Below are 16,197 nucleotides of genomic sequence, written 5' to 3' on the forward strand. Positions count from 1 at the left end.
GTTTCCTGATTAATGGGGAGCTGGTGTCATGGCAAACGGACTCAGCATCATGGCTTGATCCAGGCTATCCAGAACCTGATCTGCAATCGCAAAATCGGGTCCTTTTGGCATGCCTGATTCCGGCACAGCAATGGTATAAATACCGGCCTTTTTGGCCGCCTGTACACCGCGAACGGAGTCTTCAAAGGCGATACACTGTGATGCTTTCAGCCCCAGCTTCGCGATGGTGGTCAAATACACGGCCGGATCCGGTTTACCCGCCATTTCATGCTCTGCTGAGTGGTAAAAATCGAAATACGGAGACAACGCCAGGCGTTCCATGGTGGCCTCAATAAGGCGGTCAGCGGAGCCGGACGCGATGGCCAGGCTCAGATCCAGCTCCTGACACCGTTGCAGCAGCGGGTAGACACCAGGCAAAGGCTCACCCTCTTCGCGGATCAGCTTCACCATGGTGTCCTCGAGTTGCTGGGCCACAATAGGCACATCATCCCGTCTCACATCAAATTCTTCATACCAGTAGCGCACCACCTCTTCGGTGCTCAGGCCGGTGGTTTGCAGACACATCTGCTCGTTTAAGGTAATGCCTGCTGATGCAAAAACCTGCTGCTCTGCCATACGCCACAAGGGCTCAGAGTCAATCAGCAGACCATCCATATCAAAAATTACGGCTTTGGGTTGTAACTTCAAGTGAACGTCCTTAGTGCTGTCTCTCCACCATGCTTATGTGTCGAGTCATGTTGCGGGTCTGATACAGACCTGATTAATCATATTCTGAAGCAGCCTGACAGTAGGTTCCACATAATCCAGTGAAATATACTCATCCGGTTGATGCGCTTGTTCTATGCTACCCGGACCCAAGACCAGCGTATCGCAACCCAGCTCACTGATAAATGGTGCTTCGGTACAATAATTAGCGCTATCTGGCTTGAATCCGGTAAAGGCTTCGGCGAGATCAAGCAGGGCTGTTTGCTGGCGACTGCCAAACGCCGGAACCGTCTCATACATCGCTTCTCGGGTTATTCTGCCCGGATATCGTTGCTGCAAGGGGGCCAGTACCTCATCAATTCTGGCGATGGCTTCCTGATCGGACAATCCCGGCACTGCACGCAGGTCGAAATTGAGGTGACAATGCCCACAGATACGGTTTTCGCCGTCGCCCCCATGTATGTGGCCCAGATTCATGGTGGTTTTGGGCACAGAAAACGCCGCATCCTGGTACTGATTTGCCAGTGCCTGCTTCAGCTTTAGCAGTTCTGCAATGGCCTCGACCATAATTTCGATGGCATTGACGCCTTTGTCGGGATCACTGGAGTGGCCGGCTTTACCGGTTACCGATAACGTATGCGCCATATGCCCTTTATGCTTATAAATGGGGCGCAGCTGAGTCGGCTCACCGATGATGGCCATCTTAGGGTGAATGAGCTGTTGTTGCGCGAAAAAGCGCGCGCCAGCCATAGAGGTTTCTTCATCAGCGGTGGCGAGTATGTACAGAGGGTGTTGCAACTTATCCAGCGGCACACTGCCCAGAGCTTCCAGAATAAAGGCGAAAAAGCCTTTCATATCACAGGTGCCGAGACCATAAAGCCGGTTGTCTCGCTCTGTGAGCGTGAACGGATCGCTTTGCCAGCGACCTTCGTCGAAAGGTACGGTATCAGAATGGCCGGCCAGCAGCAGGCCGCCGGTTCCCCCTCCGAGACGGGCAAGCAGATTAAATTTATTCCTCGTCCCGGGCACAGATTGAATAGTTATGTTGAATCCAATGTCACTGAGCCAGTTCCCGAGCAGCTCAATAATCTGGCGGTTACTTTGATCCATGGCGGGTTCAAAGGCACTGATACTGGGCGCTGCGATAATTCTGCGGTAGGCTTCCAGAAATGAAGGTGTTTTATGCATTGGATTTCAACTTATGTCGCTGAGTTTGATACAGGCGCATCATAGCCCAGATCCTCTTTGGGGAAAAAATAAAATATATTTATGCATTAATATTGCATAAATATATACCTCTGTTAGGATGTCAATCAACAGATGTTGAGGTGATTTCATCCAGGTAATGCAACAACAGTGTATAGCTAACTTCTGCTTCTCCCAACTCAGGCGACGATACTAGCCTGATTCTGCTAGCAGCCTTTGGCGGCTCCGCTCAGGAGCCGCATTTTTATTTTTCCTGAAATTAAACTACGAATACCAAGCTTATGATTAAAACCGCAGTAATAGGTGCCAGTGGCTATACCGGTGCCGAGTTAGCCAGATTACTTGCTACGCACTCAGCGTTTTCGCTTTGTGATGTGTTTGTCTCAGCCCAGAGTGAGGACGCCGGAAAACCACTTTGTGATTTGTATGGCAAACTGCAGGGGCTGGTGGAACTGAAACTCCGGCCGCTGGATGAGACGGCACTGACAAGCCTGGCGGATGAATATGACGCCATTTTTCTGGCTACGCCTCATCGTGCCAGCCACGATTGGATGAACGCGCTGACTCAGGGGCGGGCTGTTATCTTTGATCTTTCCGGCGCATTCCGTATCAAGAGCCCGCAAATATTTGAGCAGTACTATGGTTTTGCACATCAGCAAAACAGGTTACTGGAGCAGGCAGTTTACGGTTTGGCTGACTGGCATCAGCAAGCTATTGCTTCGGCTTCGCTGATTGCAGTTCCCGGGTGTTACCCAACTGCGTCACTCACAGCGCTTAAACCCTTGCAATTGGCCGGCCTGTTGAATGAAGAACAATGGCCTGTGATTAACGCGGTTTCCGGCGTGAGTGGCGCTGGACGCAAAGCGTCACTGAGCAGCAGTTTCTGTGAGGTCAGTCTGCAACCCTATGGTGTATTGGGGCACAGGCATCAACCAGAAATCAGTCAGGAACTGCAAAGGCCCGTGCTCTTTACCCCACATCTTGGCAACTTTAAGCGCGGCATTCTGGCTACGGTGACCGTAAAAGTGCCGTCGGGGACCCGGAGTGACGCCGTGGAGCGGACCTATGAAAAAGCTTACGGCCAAAATCCGCTGGTCAGGCTGAAAAATCGCTGGCCGAAAATCGATGATGTGGCAGGAACCTGTTTTTGCGATCTGTTCTGGCAACTCGATCCCGATAGCGGTCATCTGGTGGTGGTCAGTGCTATCGACAACCTGCTTAAAGGAGCGGCAGCACAGGCTATCCAATGTGCCAATTTGCGGTTTGGCCTGGCATCACATCTGGGACTAATGGAGGAGGCAGTATGCAAGCCTTAGTAATTAAAGTGGGGGGCGCCTTTATTGGCGACAAAGACGCTGCAAGGGGACTGTTTCAGGTTGTGCGTGAGTTGCAGCATACCCGGGCGGTAGTTCTGGTGCATGGTGGTGGTCCTATCGTCGAGCAGTGGATGCAGGCGCTAAATCTCAAGTCCACCAAAATAGATGGGTTACGTGTTACCACCGATGTCCATATGCCCTATGTGGTAGGCGCACTGGCGGGTACGGCGAATACGCAACTGGTTTCTCAGGCCAGGGTATGCGGACTGCAACCGGTTGGCCTGTCGTTGGCGGATGCGCATTTGGTGCACTGTACACAGATGCAGGCCAAGTATGGTGCCGTTGGTGAGGTGACTCCCGATGATGGCAGATTACTGAAGGTATTATTGAGAGAGGGCTATTTGCCGCTGATCAGTTCTATTGGCTGTAGTGACGGTGGCCAGCTGCTGAATGTGAATGCCGATCAGGCCGCTACGGCGGTGGCACAACTGCTTAACGCTGAACTGGTGATGCTCTCAGATGTAGCCGGCGTGCTCAATCAGCAGCACAGTCTGTTGAGTCAGCTTGATTCACAGCAAATCGATGCGCTGGTGGATCAAAAAGTCATTCGTGATGGCATGCTGGTCAAGGTCCGGGCGGCGCTCAATGCAGCCGTCAGTATCGGTATGCCGGTTACCATTGCCAGTTGGAAGCAACCGCAAAATCTGTTGCAGCTGCTTTCTGGCGGCAGCGCAGGTACACGTATTTGCCCCCCGGAAACGTCGACTCAGGAGCAGCCATGAAACACGATCTATTGACCTTTTCCGATTGGTCACAGCAAGACCTGAGTGCGTTGCTGGAGCTGGCGCTGAAGGTGAAAAATACGCCTGCCGATTACGAACAGGCCTTGCGGGGCAAAAGTCTGGTGGCGTTATTTGAGAAGCCCTCCTTACGTACCCGTGTGAGTTTTGATATTGGCATTCACAAACTGGGTGGGCATATGGTGTATCTGGATAGCCAGTCGGGCAACTTATCGGGTCGTGAAGATGTGTTGGATATGGGGGCTAACCTGGCTTGCTGGGCGGATGCAATTATTGCCCGGGTATATTCACACCAGACACTATCAGCACTGGCCCGTGCCGCAAAGGTGCCAGTGATCAATGCGCTGTGCGACCTCTATCACCCCTGCCAGGCCCTGGCCGATTACCTCAGTTTGACCGAACGATTTGGCGATCTGACCGGCTTACCTCTGTGTTACGTGGGCGATGGCAATAATGTGAGTCACTCATTAATGCTGGTGGGTGCCATCCTCGGCGCAGATGTCCGTGTTGTCACGCCGCCAGGTTATGAACCCGATGAGGCGATGGTTACAAAGGCTCGTCAACTGGCAGCTGAGAATGGCGGTACGATTCTGGTCAGTAATGATCTGGAGGCCGCTGAAGGTTGCAAAGCGCTGTATACCGATACCTGGCTGTCGATGGGAGACGAGACCCCCCTGGAGCAGATAAAGACGCTGTTTATGCCTTATCAGCTGAATATGCCCTTGCTGCGTAAAAGCGGGGCCAGTGCGGTCATGCATTGTCAGCCGGCCCACAGAGATCTTGAAATTACCAGTGAATTAATTGATAGCGAATACTCACTTCTATTCTTGCAGGCAGAAAACAGAATGCATGCACAGAATGCCATATTAATCAGTCTGCTGAGCTAAGGGCCCGGCACACAAGGAGATAACATGACTGTATCAAACGTTAATAAAGTCGTTCTGGCCTACTCTGGTGGACTGGACACATCGGCCATCATTCCGTGGCTGAAAGAAAACTATGACTGTGAGGTTGTGGCCTTTGCCGCCGATGTTGGTCAGGGGGATGAGGAACTCGACGGGCTGGAGCAAAAAGCCTTAAGGTCGGGGGCCAGTGAGTGCCATATCGTTGATCTTAAAGAAGCCTTTGTCAGTGAATATATCTATCCAACGGTGATGACCGGTGCCGTTTATGAGGGACAGTATTTACTGGGCACCTCCATGGCCAGACCGATTATCGCTAAGGCTCAGGTGGAAATTGCCCGCAAAGTCGGTGCCGATGCTTTGTGTCATGGCTGCACGGGTAAAGGCAACGATCAGGTTCGCTTCGAAGGGGCGTTTTCGGCGCTGGCGCCTGACCTTAAAGTCATTGCTCCCTGGCGTGAATGGGACATGGTGTCCAGAGAAGATCTGCTTGCCTATCTGGCGGAGCGCCAGATACCTACCACAGCGTCGGCCACAAAAATATACAGTCGGGATGCCAATGCCTGGCATATCTCCCATGAAGGTGGTGAACTGGAAGACCCCTGGTGTGAACCTACCGAACAGGTCTGGACCATGACAGTTTCTGCAGAACAGGCGCCCGATAAGCCAGAGCGGATCCAGCTGGGATTTGAGCAAGGTCGCTTGATTACCGTAAATGGTGAGGCGCTGAGCCCTTATCAGGCGTTGGTTAAACTCAATCAGCTTGCTGCCGCCCATGGTGTCGGTCGTCTGGACATTGTTGAAAATCGTCTGGTAGGCATGAAGTCACGTGGTTGTTACGAGACGCCGGGGGGCTACGTCATTATGGCGGCGTATAAAGCACTGGAGCATCTGGTATTGAGTAAAGACTCCCTTAAATTCAGAGAGCAGATCGCGCTGGAGTTTTCTCATCTGGTTTATGATGGGCGCTGGTTTACTCCACTGAAAGACGCCATTTTGGACGCAGCCCAGTCTTTTGCCCGCGATATTACCGGTGAAGTTGTGGTGAAGTTGTATAAGGGACAAGCCACTGTCGTGCAGCGGCGCTCAGTGAATTCATTGTATTCTGAAGATTTTGCCACCTTTGGTGCCGATGACGTGTATGACCAGCGTCATGCTGAGGGATTCATTCGTCTTTACAGTCTGTCGAGCCGGATTAAAGCGCTCAAGTCACAACAAAAGGGGTAGGGCTATGGCATTGTGGGGAGGCCGTTTTAAACAACAGGCGAGTACGCAGTTTAAGGCATTCAATGACTCCTTACCTGTGGATTTCCGCCTGGCCGAGCAGGATATTACGGGATCAGTGGCCTGGTCCCGGGCGCTGTGCAAAGTCGGCGTGTTATCAGCGGATGAGCAAAGCCGGCTGGAGCAGGCACTGGGGGCGTTGCTGGCAGAGGTGCAGGCCGATCCTAATAGCGTGCTGGCATCCGATGCCGAGGATATTCACAGCTGGGTTGAAGGCAAGCTGATCGACACAGTCGGCGATCTGGGTAAAAAGCTGCATACCGGGCGCAGCCGTAATGATCAGGTGGCGACCGACCTTAAGCTATGGTGCAAACAAAAAGGCGGTGAGCTGTTGTTGGCGTTGGTGAACTTTCAGCAGGCACTGATGGATTTGTCGCAGCGCGAACGGGCTACCGTATTGCCCGGTTATACCCACCTGCAACGCGCCCAGCCGGTCACGTTTGGGCACTGGTGCCTGGCCTATGTAGAAATGTTCGACCGTGACATCGGCCGACTTAAAGATGCCCTTTATCGGGCGGATACCAGTCCTTTGGGATCGGGTGCACTGGCGGGTACGGCATACCCCATAAATCGCATGGAGCTGGCAGCAGACCTTGGGTTCCGTCGCCCGACCATGAACAGTCTGGATGCGGTATCAGACCGGGACCATGTGGTTGAACTGCTGTCCTCAGCGAGTGTTAGCATGATGCACTTGTCGCGCTTTGCCGAAGACCTGATTTTTTACAATTCCGGCGAAGCGGGGTTTATTGAGCTGAGTGATGAAGTGACATCAGGCTCCTCACTGATGCCACAGAAGAAAAATCCCGATGCGCTGGAGTTAATTCGAGGCAAATCCGGTCGTGTTTATGGCGCAATGACCGCCATGATGATGACGATGAAGGCCTTGCCACTGGCGTATAACAAAGATATGCAGGAAGACAAGGAAGGCCTTTTTGATGCCCTGGATACCTGGCAGCAATGCCTGGATATGGGGGTGCTAGTGGCTCAGGGATTGAAGGTGAACAGTGCCCGTACTCTGGCGGCGGCACAGCAAGGGTACGCCAATGCCACTGAACTGGCGGATTATCTGGTGAGTAAGGATATTCCTTTTCGCGAGGCCCATCATATCGTGGGTGAAGCGGTATTGGCGGCGATTGAGGCGGGTAAACCGCTGGAAGACTTTTCGCTGTCTGAATTACAACAATATTCTGATCGAATCGAAGAAGATGTGTACCAGCATCTCTCCATTGAATCCTGCCTGGATAAACGCGAAGTGCTGGGCGGTACCTCCCGTGCACAGGTTCAAAAGACCATAGAGTCTATTCAGTCTGGCAAACATGAGATCTTAGGCTCCCATGTGCTGGGTGGAACCGGTACCGATCAGATTCAACTGGCGCTTAAACAGGTTCAACAGCGACTCAATGCGCAAAAAGCCGAAGCACTGTCGGTAAGACGCGCCAGGATGACCGATGTGGATCAGATCCTGCGGATTGTCAGTTACTGGTCAGATAAGGGCGAAACCTTGCCCCGCAGTCGAGACAATATCATTCACGATATTCAGAATTTCGTGGTGGCTGAGGTGCAAGGGAGCGTAGTAGGTTGTGCCAGCCTCTATATTTATCAGACGGGCCTGGCTGAGATCCGCTCTGTTGGTGTGGACAGTAATGCCCAGAGCAAAGGTCAGGGGCGGGCAATGATCCAGTATTTGCTCGAGCAGGCACGGCATATCGAACTCAAACGGGTGATTGTATTGACCCGGGTGCCAGACTTTTTTGCTAAGTTAGGCTTTATTCGAACGGCCATGGCCAGCCTGCCGGAAAAAGTGATGAAAGACTGCGAGATCTGTCCCAAACAACATGCCTGCGACGAGGTCGCCATGGAATATGTGGTTAAAATCACGGAGCAGCCGATGCCGGCTGGGGCTATTCCGGTGAATCAATTGGTGTAATACAAGCCGTCCGTTATCAGCGGTCAGTTGTCAGTCTGAAACTCAAGGCTGATGACTGGTTGCTGATAACTATTAAAAAATATCCTCACTTTCTATCACCGGCTGACCCTGGTCGAAAGGGTCGATAAATTCACTGTCATCCACATACTGAGTCGGTTCAGTACCGCGAATAAAATACTCGAACCTGGAGGTATGGTCAGTGCGTTGCGTGAGTTTTCCTGTGGTACGGTCAATTCTCACGGTCACGATATCTTCAGGTACCGTCGGGTATTGCTCCGGCACACCTTCGAGCGCGTCGCGCATAAAGCGAATCCAGGCTGGCTGTGCCACCCTGGCGCCATCTTCCGCCCCCACCATCGCATTACCCATCCAGTTGAACTGTTGCGGGTTGCGGTTAATCAGAAACTGATTTCGACTGGTGCGTCCCAGCGACCGATTCATATCATCGAATCCGACCCAGACGGTGGTCACCAGGTTTCCCCCCATACCGCTGAACCAGGTGTCTTTGGCATCATTGGTGGTACCGGTTTTGCCTGCCAGGTCGTCCCGAGACATCAGATTATTGGCGCGCCACCCGGTGCCTTGCCAATAGGTATTCTTCGACCAGCTTCCACCACCATAAATGGCGGTGCGCATCATTTCGCGGGTCAAAAAGGCATTCTGTCTTGAGAGTACCTGAGGCGCGATGAGAGGGGGAACGCTGAAGTCTGTACCAGCGGCAATAGCTTGCAGATCAGGATAGAGAGGCTCATCTACCTGTTCGGATGCGGCGATGGCGGGATTGGCATGCCATAATGTTTGTCCAAACTCATTGTCAATGCGCTCGATAAAATAGGGCTCTACCGCATACCCTCCATTGCCGATAATGGCAATTCCTCGGGCGACCTCAAGGGGAGTGAGGGAGGCTGAGCCCAGTGAGAGTGACTCATCTTTTGGCAGCTCATTGGGATTGAAACCAAAATTGGCTAAGTGGGAAATAACATCATCCAGTCCCACACTGCGCAGTAATCTCACAGATACCACGTTTTTCGAACGGCCCAGCGCGACCCTCATACGGATAGGTCCGTCATAGATTTCGGGCGAGTTCTTCGGGCGCCAGGCAATGCCTGAACTGCGATCCCATTGATTAATAGGGGCATCATTGATGATCGTGGCCAGGGTGTAGCCTTCTTCAATGGCAGCAGAATAGATGAAAGGTTTGATATTCGAGCCTACCTGACGTTTCGCCTGGGTCGCACGATTAAACTGGCTCTGATAGAAATTGTAGCCCCCGACTATGGATCTGACAGCACCATTTTGCGGGTCTAAGGAGACTAGCGCACTGCTGGCATCGGGAAACTGGGAAAGTTGCCATTGCTCTAGTTCCTGATTAAAGCGAATCAACACGTGAGCTCCGGTACTGACGATATCTTTGGCGTTCTCAGGCGTGTCGCCCTGTTTGCTGTCTGTGACAAAAGGCCTCGCCCAGGCCAACCCATCCCAGCCTATGTCAATGTATCCGTTATCGAGAGTGAAGACACGAATGTTCTGGTCTTGCACGACTGTGACGACTGCCGGTGCGAGAGGGGCAAAAGCTGGCTGCGTTTTCAGATAGTCTTGCATCTGCTGCTCTGACCAGGCTGGATCTGTTGCAGTGAGCGAACCTGCTGGTTCTAGCTGCTCCATATCCGCTTGTGGGGCACTCTCATGAACTTCTGGCAGTACCGGAGCGTCCCAAAGTTGGGCAATGGGGCCACGATAGCCATGGCGCTCGTCATAATCATGCAGATTCTGCTGCAAGGCACGCTGAGCGGATTGCTGTAGAACAGATGGAACGGTGGCGTAAACCTGATAGCCGCCTGTTTCGGCCTCCTCTTTTCCATAGAGCTGAATCATTTCCATATAAATCATGTCGGCAAGATAGGGGGCATGTAACTGTATTTCTGCGCCGTGTTTTTCTGCATCCAGATCCACCGCTGCGGCCTGCTTAAATTGCTCCTCTGTAATATGTCCTTCATCCAGCATTCTTGCGAGTACCACGCGACGGCGCTCTTTCGAGGCTTGCGGATTGCTGATTGGGTTGAGGTTAGAGGGAGCTTTTGGCAATCCGGCAATTGTGGCCATTTCGGCCAGATTCAATTCGTCGACGGTCTTACCAAAATAGACCTGAGCTGCGGCACCAATGCCAAAGGAGCGATGGCCAAGTTCAATTTTATTCAGATACAGTTCGAGGATCTCTTCCTTACTCAGGAGTTGCTCGATGTGCAGGGCAATAAAGGTTTCCTTGATCTTGCGCATCCATGCCTTATCCCGGGTCAAAAAGAAATTTCGCGCCAGCTGCATGGTAATGGTGCTAGCACCCTGACCCTTTTCCCCGGTTAGGATAAGATTCATAAAAGCCCGGGCGACGCCGATAAGGTCTACACCGGGATGATCGTAAAAACGGCTGTCTTCTGTTGCGAGGAAAGCCTGCAACATGGGTTTAGGTATATTTTTTAATTCTAATGGGATGCGACGCTTAACCCCGAACTGTGAAATTAATAATCCATCCTGGGAATAAACTTTCATTGGTGTTTGCAGGCGCACATCTTTTAAGATGGCTACACTTGGAAGTTCAGGACGGATATAAAAATACAGGGCTGCTAAGGCGATAGCACCCATTAGGACGGAAACAAAAAAAGTCAGGGCTAAAGGTTTGACGTACTTCACAAAAACCTATTTTGTCAGAGCAATTTCATGGAAATGGCTTATATTTTATACCTATGTACCATTACGGGAACCATTAAGTATAAAAAATTAGTGAATAATGGTTAACTCGTAGTTTAACGAAAAAAACAGGACGCCGCTTTGCTTAATAAAGTTTTCAGCAAAAAAATCCAACCATTGTTGGGACTGGATATCGGCACCCGCTACGTCAAGGGGGTGCTGTTGACCGGTTCAGGTAAAGATGTGCAGGTCGCGGCCGTTGCCTGTGAGGCTATTAATGGCGATGCCTTTGCCGACCGGGACATTAAAGACTTTGATGCCGTTAGTACTGCTATTCGTAAAGTGAAAAACTCACTCAAGGTAAAATGCAAATCTGCCGCGGTGGCGGTGTCAGGTGCATCGGTCATTACGAAAGTCGTCTACATGGACCCTGAACAGTCGGACCACGAATTGGAATCTCAGATTGAAATCGAGGCGGACAGCCTCATTCCCTATCCGCTTGATGAAGTGTATCTGGATTTTGAAGAACTGGGTCCCAGCAAAAGTCATGCAGGCAAAGTCGATGTGCTACTGAGCGCAGGCCACAAAGACATGATCGATAATCGTATGACGCTGCTGCGAGAAATTGAGATAGAACCGAAGGTCATAGACGTTGAGGGTTACGCTTTAGGCAGTGCGCTGATTGAGTATGGACCGCCCAGTGAAGAACAGCCTGTTGTGTGTGTGAACATTGGTGCCAGTCAACTTTTGGTGACAGCAGTACAGGAAAGGCGTGTTATATACAGCAAAGAACACAGCTTTGGCTGTGACAATCTGATCCGGGATATTGCGCTGGTGTTTGCTATGGAATGGCAGGAAGCGCAGCAACAAATGACCGAAGGTACGCTACCAGAAAGCTGGAAAGAGCAGCAGTGGCCAGTTTTTATGGCAAACTTACAGCAGCAATTAACCCGCGCCCTGCAAATGTATGTGGCGTCAACCAATAAAGAACAACCGCAGCAACTTCTGATAACAGGCGGAGGGGCGGTATTGGCCGATATGGCGGCCGAATTGGGGCGTGAGTTGTCTTTGGGAGTGAGTACCTTTGATCCTTTCGCGCAAATGAAAATGAAACCAGAGGTGCGAGAGCGGCTCGATACCATGGCCCCTCAGTTGGCCATCGCCGCCGGCTTGGCAAGCAGGAGTTTTAGTCCATGGCACATATAAATCTACTGCCCTGGCGAGCGGCCCACCGTCAGAAAAAGAAGCAGGAATACATTACCCTGCTTGCTTTAGTGGCGGTTTTTGTACTGGCGCTTTTCTGGCTCATCGGGTCTTTGGTCGACACCATGATTTCTAATCAACAGCAGCGCAATGACTTTCTGCAGCAACGTATCGCTGTGCTGGATGCTCAGATAGCCAAAATCAAGGATATTAAAGAGAGGAAAAAGGATCTCGAACGGCGCATGGCACTGATTGAACAGCTGCAAACGAACCGTAATGTGGCGCCTCAGGTGTTGGATGAACTGGCTCGAATACTGCCGCCAGGAGTGTCTTTTAGAACTTTGATAAGAAAAGGCAATCAGCTGGAAGTGATAGGTGTCAGTGAATCCAACAACCGGCTCTCTGAGTTCATGCGTCAGTTGGAACTCTCTAAGGTCTTTAACCGCGGGGAGCTTTCCTCCATTGTCGCCGATACCAGCAGTACAGATGCGGTGAGTGAGTTTAGACTGACCTTCAATATCAGTCCGGCCATCGCGCCACAGATGATGGTGGAGGACGATCAGCAATGAAATTTGATTTCAACAAGCTCAAAGAAATGAATGATCTGGACTTCGAACAGGTAGCGATTTGGCCTTTTGAAGTCAAATTTGTGGTAGGTCTGGTTATTGCCATCCTCACCGGAGTACTCGGCTTCTATTTACTGGTGAATGACAAATTACCGGCTCTGGAGACAGCTGAGGCGAAGGAAGTTGAACTAAAAAATAGTTACGAGGTTAAGTACCGGGTTGCCATTAACCTGCAGGCCTATGAGGAGCAACTGGCGAAAATTCAACAGGATTTCTCATCCATGCTCAGATCCCTGCCCACCAGTAATGAAACTCCGGGGCTACTTGACGATATTACCTTTGTGGGTACGTCTGCAGGGCTTAACTTCAAGTTGCTGAACTGGCAAAAAGAAGTACCAAAAGAGTTTTACACTGAATTGCCAATTCAGATGGAAGTTCGGGGAGATTATCATGATTTTGGTAAGTTTCTTTCTGATGTTGCCGGTCTTCCTCGCATCGTAACAGTACATGATTTTGAAATGGTGAATGATGGTGGTGGTTTGCGCCTGAGTTTGCAGGCGCAAACCTACCGTACTTCGACAACCAGTGGTGTGGCGGAGCGTGCAGAATGAGAATCCTGACCGTGATGTTGTTATTATTGGTTGCGGGCTGCCAGCCAAAGTTTGATGATTTACAAGCCTTTGTGACTGAAGTGGAGCAAAATACGCAGGTCAGCATTGAGCCGTATCCTGAGTTTAGTAAAACTCCCGCTTTTGTTTATCGCGCCGGAGATAAGCGCAGCCCGTTTCAACGTCCAAAGGGGCAGGTTGCGGAGCTTGTGAAATCACAGCAAGCAAACTGCCGTCAACCCGACTTTTCCAGAACCAAGCAACCCCTGGAACGTTATGGAACTGACGCCTTATCGGTAAAAGGCTTTTTTAGTCGTAACGACAAAACCTGGGCAATGATTCAGGCGAATGATGGCAGCTTACATAAAGCCAGTGTGGGAGACCGCTTGGGTTTATTCTTTGGGAGAATTACTGACATTTCCAACGGCAAGGTTTCGATTATTGAAATGCTGCCCGATGGCACAGGCTGTTGGCAAGAGAAACAAGCCACCCTGACGATGTCCTCACAGGCAGGAGAGAACGACAATGTCTGAACGTTATATTTTTAATAAGAAGCTCAACAGACGCAGCAGGCACTGGCCCTGGATGTCTTTAGTATTGCTGGCTTTGGTGGGCGTAAAGAGTCTTTCAGTCCAGGCACAAGACGTAGAGCTTGTGGATCCCTATGAGACGCCTGTGCAGGCATTACCCTTTCAGGTGGAGGACATTACTTTCAGACGCAATAACAATGGTGGTGCCCGTATTGAAATGCAGCTCAGTAAAGCAGGCTTTGATGCTGCTTTGATTGAGGTACCAGAAGGGGTTGAACTGCAATTGCCCGGCAGCCGCCTGGCGGACGATTTGTTGTATCGTCTGGATGTGATGGATTTTGCGACGCCTGTGGATTGGCTGGAAACCTTTCAACAGGACGAAGGTGCGGTTGTGGTGTTTAAAACGTCCACCGGAGTGAGCTTTCAACATCAGAAGCTCAGTGACCGCCTGGTGGTTGAAATTGATAAGGCAACAGCAGAAGACACCCAGACCGTTGCTAAGGGAAATTATGAAGGGGCTCCGGTATCGCTGGATTTCCAGGATGTGCCTGTCCGTCAGGTGCTGCAGGTAATTGCTCAAATCAGCGGTTTTAATCTGGTGACCACAGATACCGTGACCGGCAACGTGACCCTCAGCCTGGATAACGTGCCCTGGGATCAGGCGCTGAATATGATCATGAAGATCAAGGGGTTGGATAAGCGCATGGAAGGCAATATATTGTTAATTGCCCCAGCTGAAGAACTCTCTTCCAGAGAAACCCAGCGTCTGCAATCGGAACAACAGGCAGCAGAGCTGGCGCCATTGCGCTCTGAAACCATTCAGATTAACTATGCCAAAGCGTCTGATATGGCTGGCATTCTTAAGTCCAGTGAGGGCGGTATACTCAGCTCAAGAGGGGCGGTCACCGTGGATAACCGCACCAACGCATTGTTGGTGAGGGATACCGATGAATCCATCCAGGAAGCACGACGCATGGTCAAGGAACTGGATATTCCCATTAAGCAGGTGCTCATCGAATCCCGCATGGTCACGGTACGCGACAATGTGGATGAGCAGTTGGGTGTGCGCTGGGGATTCAGCGACCGCCAGGGTGATGACGGTGTCTCCGGGTCTCTGGAGGGAGCAGAAACAATATCTGGCGGACAGGTACCCGCGCTGGCGGATCGCTTAAATGTCAATCTTCCGGTATCTGGTGCGGCTGGACGCATTGGCTTTCAGATTGCTAAGCTGGCCGACGGAACCATACTGGATCTCGAACTTTCGGCACTGGAAAGTGAAAACAAAGGTGAGATTATTGCCAGCCCCAGGATTACTGTTGCCAATCAGCGGGAAGCCTATATTGAGCAGGGTACAGAGATTCCTTATGTTCAGGCGACGTCCAGTGGTGCAACCTCTGTCGAATTCAAAAAAGCCGTATTGAGCCTCACGGTGACACCCCATATCACTCCAGATAACCGTATTATTCTTGATCTGGTGGTGACACAGGATACCCGTGGTGACACGGTATCAACCTCTACCGGACCGGCTGTTGCTATCGATACACAAGAGATTTCAACGCAGGTTCTGGTTGAAAACGGTGAAACAGTCGTGTTGGGCGGTATTTTCCAGCAGCAACTGATCAATGCGATAGAGAAAGTGCCACTGTTTGGTGATCTGCCTGTGGTAGGTAATTTGTTTAAAAACTCTCGGGATTTCACCGAAAAACGAGAGCTTTTGATTTTTGTGACCCCAAAAATCATCGATGAGGCCCTTTGACACCATCCTGAGAAGGGGGCTGCTGGCCCCCTCCAGCCTTTTTCCTCAGTGGAACGAAGATCAAACTTGCATCTGCACGGAGTAAACTGAGATAATCCCGCTTCTCAAATTCGACCGGGGGTTGAGTTTATTCATTTTTAACCGTTAGTTGTGTGACTTAAATCAAAGATGGCCGAAAAACGTAATATCTTTTTGGTAGGGCCAATGGGTGCAGGTAAAAGCACTATTGGTAAACACCTTGCAGACGAACTTCATTTAGAATTTTATGACTCCGATCAGGAAATCGAACGCCGTACCGGTGCCGATATCGCCTGGGTTTTCGATCTCGAGGGCGAAGAAGGATTCCGTGTTCGCGAAGAGGGCGTCATTAACGACCTGACCGAGAAGCAGGGCATTGTGCTTGCTACCGGTGGTGGCTCGGTTATCAGCAAAACGGTGCGTAACCGTCTCGCCGCTAGAGGCATCGTGGTCTATCTCCAGACGACCATTGACAAACAGGTTGCCCGGACACAGCGTGATAAACGCCGCCCCTTGCTACAAAACAATGATCCGGAAACGGTATTACGCAATCTGGCTGATGAACGTAATCCGCTTTATGAAGAAGTGGCGGATTATGTGGTTCAGACAGATGACCAAAGTGCACGTGCCGTAGCCAGTCAGATCATCGAAAAAATCGGGCTTTAATCAAATATACCAGGCGGGGATGCTG

Annotated in this window: 14 protein-coding genes; 11 read left to right on the forward strand and 3 right to left on the reverse strand. The window is 51.0% G+C overall.

What is annotated here, in order from left to right; genetic code table 11:
• Positions 1 to 9 precede the first annotated feature (9 nt).
• Together hxpB and argE are read right to left on the reverse strand one after the other, a co-directional pair.
• On the reverse strand, positions 10 to 687 hold the full coding sequence (hxpB, locus tag CCY32_RS12935) for a hexitol phosphatase HxpB (RefSeq protein WP_088331333.1): 678 nt from the start codon (positions 685 to 687) through the stop codon (positions 10 to 12).
• A gap of 45 nt (positions 688 to 732) precedes the next feature.
• Positions 733 to 1,893, reverse strand: a complete 1,161-nt coding sequence (gene argE / locus CCY32_RS12940; RefSeq protein WP_088331335.1) for an acetylornithine deacetylase — start codon at positions 1,891 to 1,893, stop codon at positions 733 to 735.
• 299 nt (positions 1,894 to 2,192) lie between these two features.
• Here argE and argC point away from each other — a divergent pair, with 299 nt between their 5' ends.
• The 5 genes from argC to argH are packed head-to-tail and all read left to right on the forward strand — an operon-like array spanning position 2,193 to position 8,140.
• Positions 2,193 to 3,227 carry an N-acetyl-gamma-glutamyl-phosphate reductase gene (argC, locus tag CCY32_RS12945; RefSeq protein WP_088331337.1) on the forward strand — a complete coding sequence of 345 codons (1,035 nt, stop codon included), beginning with the start codon at positions 2,193 to 2,195 and terminating at the stop codon, positions 3,225 to 3,227.
• Positions 3,215 to 4,009: an acetylglutamate kinase gene (gene argB, locus CCY32_RS12950; RefSeq protein ID WP_088331339.1), complete on the forward strand. Its 795-nt coding sequence runs from the start codon at positions 3,215 to 3,217 to the stop codon at positions 4,007 to 4,009. Before argC ends, argB begins: the two co-directional genes overlap by 13 nt.
• On the forward strand, positions 4,006 to 4,914 hold the full coding sequence (locus CCY32_RS12955) for an ornithine carbamoyltransferase (protein WP_088331341.1): 909 nt from the start codon (positions 4,006 to 4,008) through the stop codon (positions 4,912 to 4,914). The genes argB and CCY32_RS12955 overlap by 4 nt, the downstream gene beginning before the upstream one ends.
• Positions 4,915 to 4,938: 24 nt before the next feature.
• Positions 4,939 to 6,156, forward strand: coding sequence for an argininosuccinate synthase (locus CCY32_RS12960; protein ID WP_088331343.1), 1,218 nt, complete (start codon positions 4,939 to 4,941; stop codon positions 6,154 to 6,156).
• 4 nt (positions 6,157 to 6,160) lie between these two features.
• Complete coding sequence (argH, locus tag CCY32_RS12965) at positions 6,161 to 8,140, forward strand: argininosuccinate lyase (protein WP_088331345.1); 1,980 nt, start codon at positions 6,161 to 6,163, stop codon at positions 8,138 to 8,140.
• 72 nt (positions 8,141 to 8,212) lie between these two features.
• Here argH and CCY32_RS12970 read toward each other — a convergent pair whose 3' ends face one another.
• On the reverse strand, positions 8,213 to 10,828 hold the full coding sequence (locus tag CCY32_RS12970) for a PBP1A family penicillin-binding protein (RefSeq protein ID WP_088331347.1): 2,616 nt from the start codon (positions 10,826 to 10,828) through the stop codon (positions 8,213 to 8,215).
• 138 nt (positions 10,829 to 10,966) lie between these two features.
• Between CCY32_RS12970 and pilM the strand changes: the two genes are divergently transcribed.
• The 6 genes from pilM (at position 10,967) to aroK (ending at position 16,172) form a co-directional block, all read left to right on the forward strand.
• Entirely contained in the window at positions 10,967 to 12,031 is a 1,065-nt protein-coding gene (gene pilM / locus CCY32_RS12975; RefSeq protein ID WP_168171518.1) for a type IV pilus assembly protein PilM, read from the forward strand.
• Positions 12,019 to 12,597 (forward strand): PilN domain-containing protein, encoded by a 579-nt coding sequence (locus CCY32_RS12980; RefSeq protein WP_088331349.1) that lies wholly within the window; start codon positions 12,019 to 12,021, stop codon positions 12,595 to 12,597. Before pilM ends, CCY32_RS12980 begins: the two co-directional genes overlap by 13 nt.
• A complete protein-coding gene (locus CCY32_RS12985) occupies positions 12,594 to 13,205 on the forward strand; it encodes a type 4a pilus biogenesis protein PilO (protein WP_088331351.1) in 612 nt (203 codons plus the stop codon). The genes CCY32_RS12980 and CCY32_RS12985 overlap by 4 nt, the downstream gene beginning before the upstream one ends.
• Positions 13,202 to 13,735 (forward strand): pilus assembly protein PilP, encoded by a 534-nt coding sequence (locus CCY32_RS12990; RefSeq protein ID WP_088331353.1) that lies wholly within the window; start codon positions 13,202 to 13,204, stop codon positions 13,733 to 13,735. The genes CCY32_RS12985 and CCY32_RS12990 overlap by 4 nt, the downstream gene beginning before the upstream one ends.
• The gene (locus CCY32_RS12995; RefSeq protein WP_088331355.1) at positions 13,728 to 15,488 is read left to right on the forward strand and encodes a type IV pilus secretin PilQ family protein; all 1,761 of its coding nucleotides are present in this window, start codon (positions 13,728 to 13,730) and stop codon (positions 15,486 to 15,488) included. The genes CCY32_RS12990 and CCY32_RS12995 overlap by 8 nt, the downstream gene beginning before the upstream one ends.
• Before the next feature lie 168 nt (positions 15,489 to 15,656).
• Positions 15,657 to 16,172 (forward strand): shikimate kinase AroK, encoded by a 516-nt coding sequence (gene aroK / locus CCY32_RS13000; RefSeq protein WP_088331357.1) that lies wholly within the window; start codon positions 15,657 to 15,659, stop codon positions 16,170 to 16,172.
• The last annotated feature ends 25 nt before the right edge of the window (positions 16,173 to 16,197 follow it).

This window comes from Lacimicrobium sp. SS2-24, assembly GCF_002201535.1.
Lineage (GTDB): Bacteria > Pseudomonadota > Gammaproteobacteria > Enterobacterales > Alteromonadaceae > Lacimicrobium.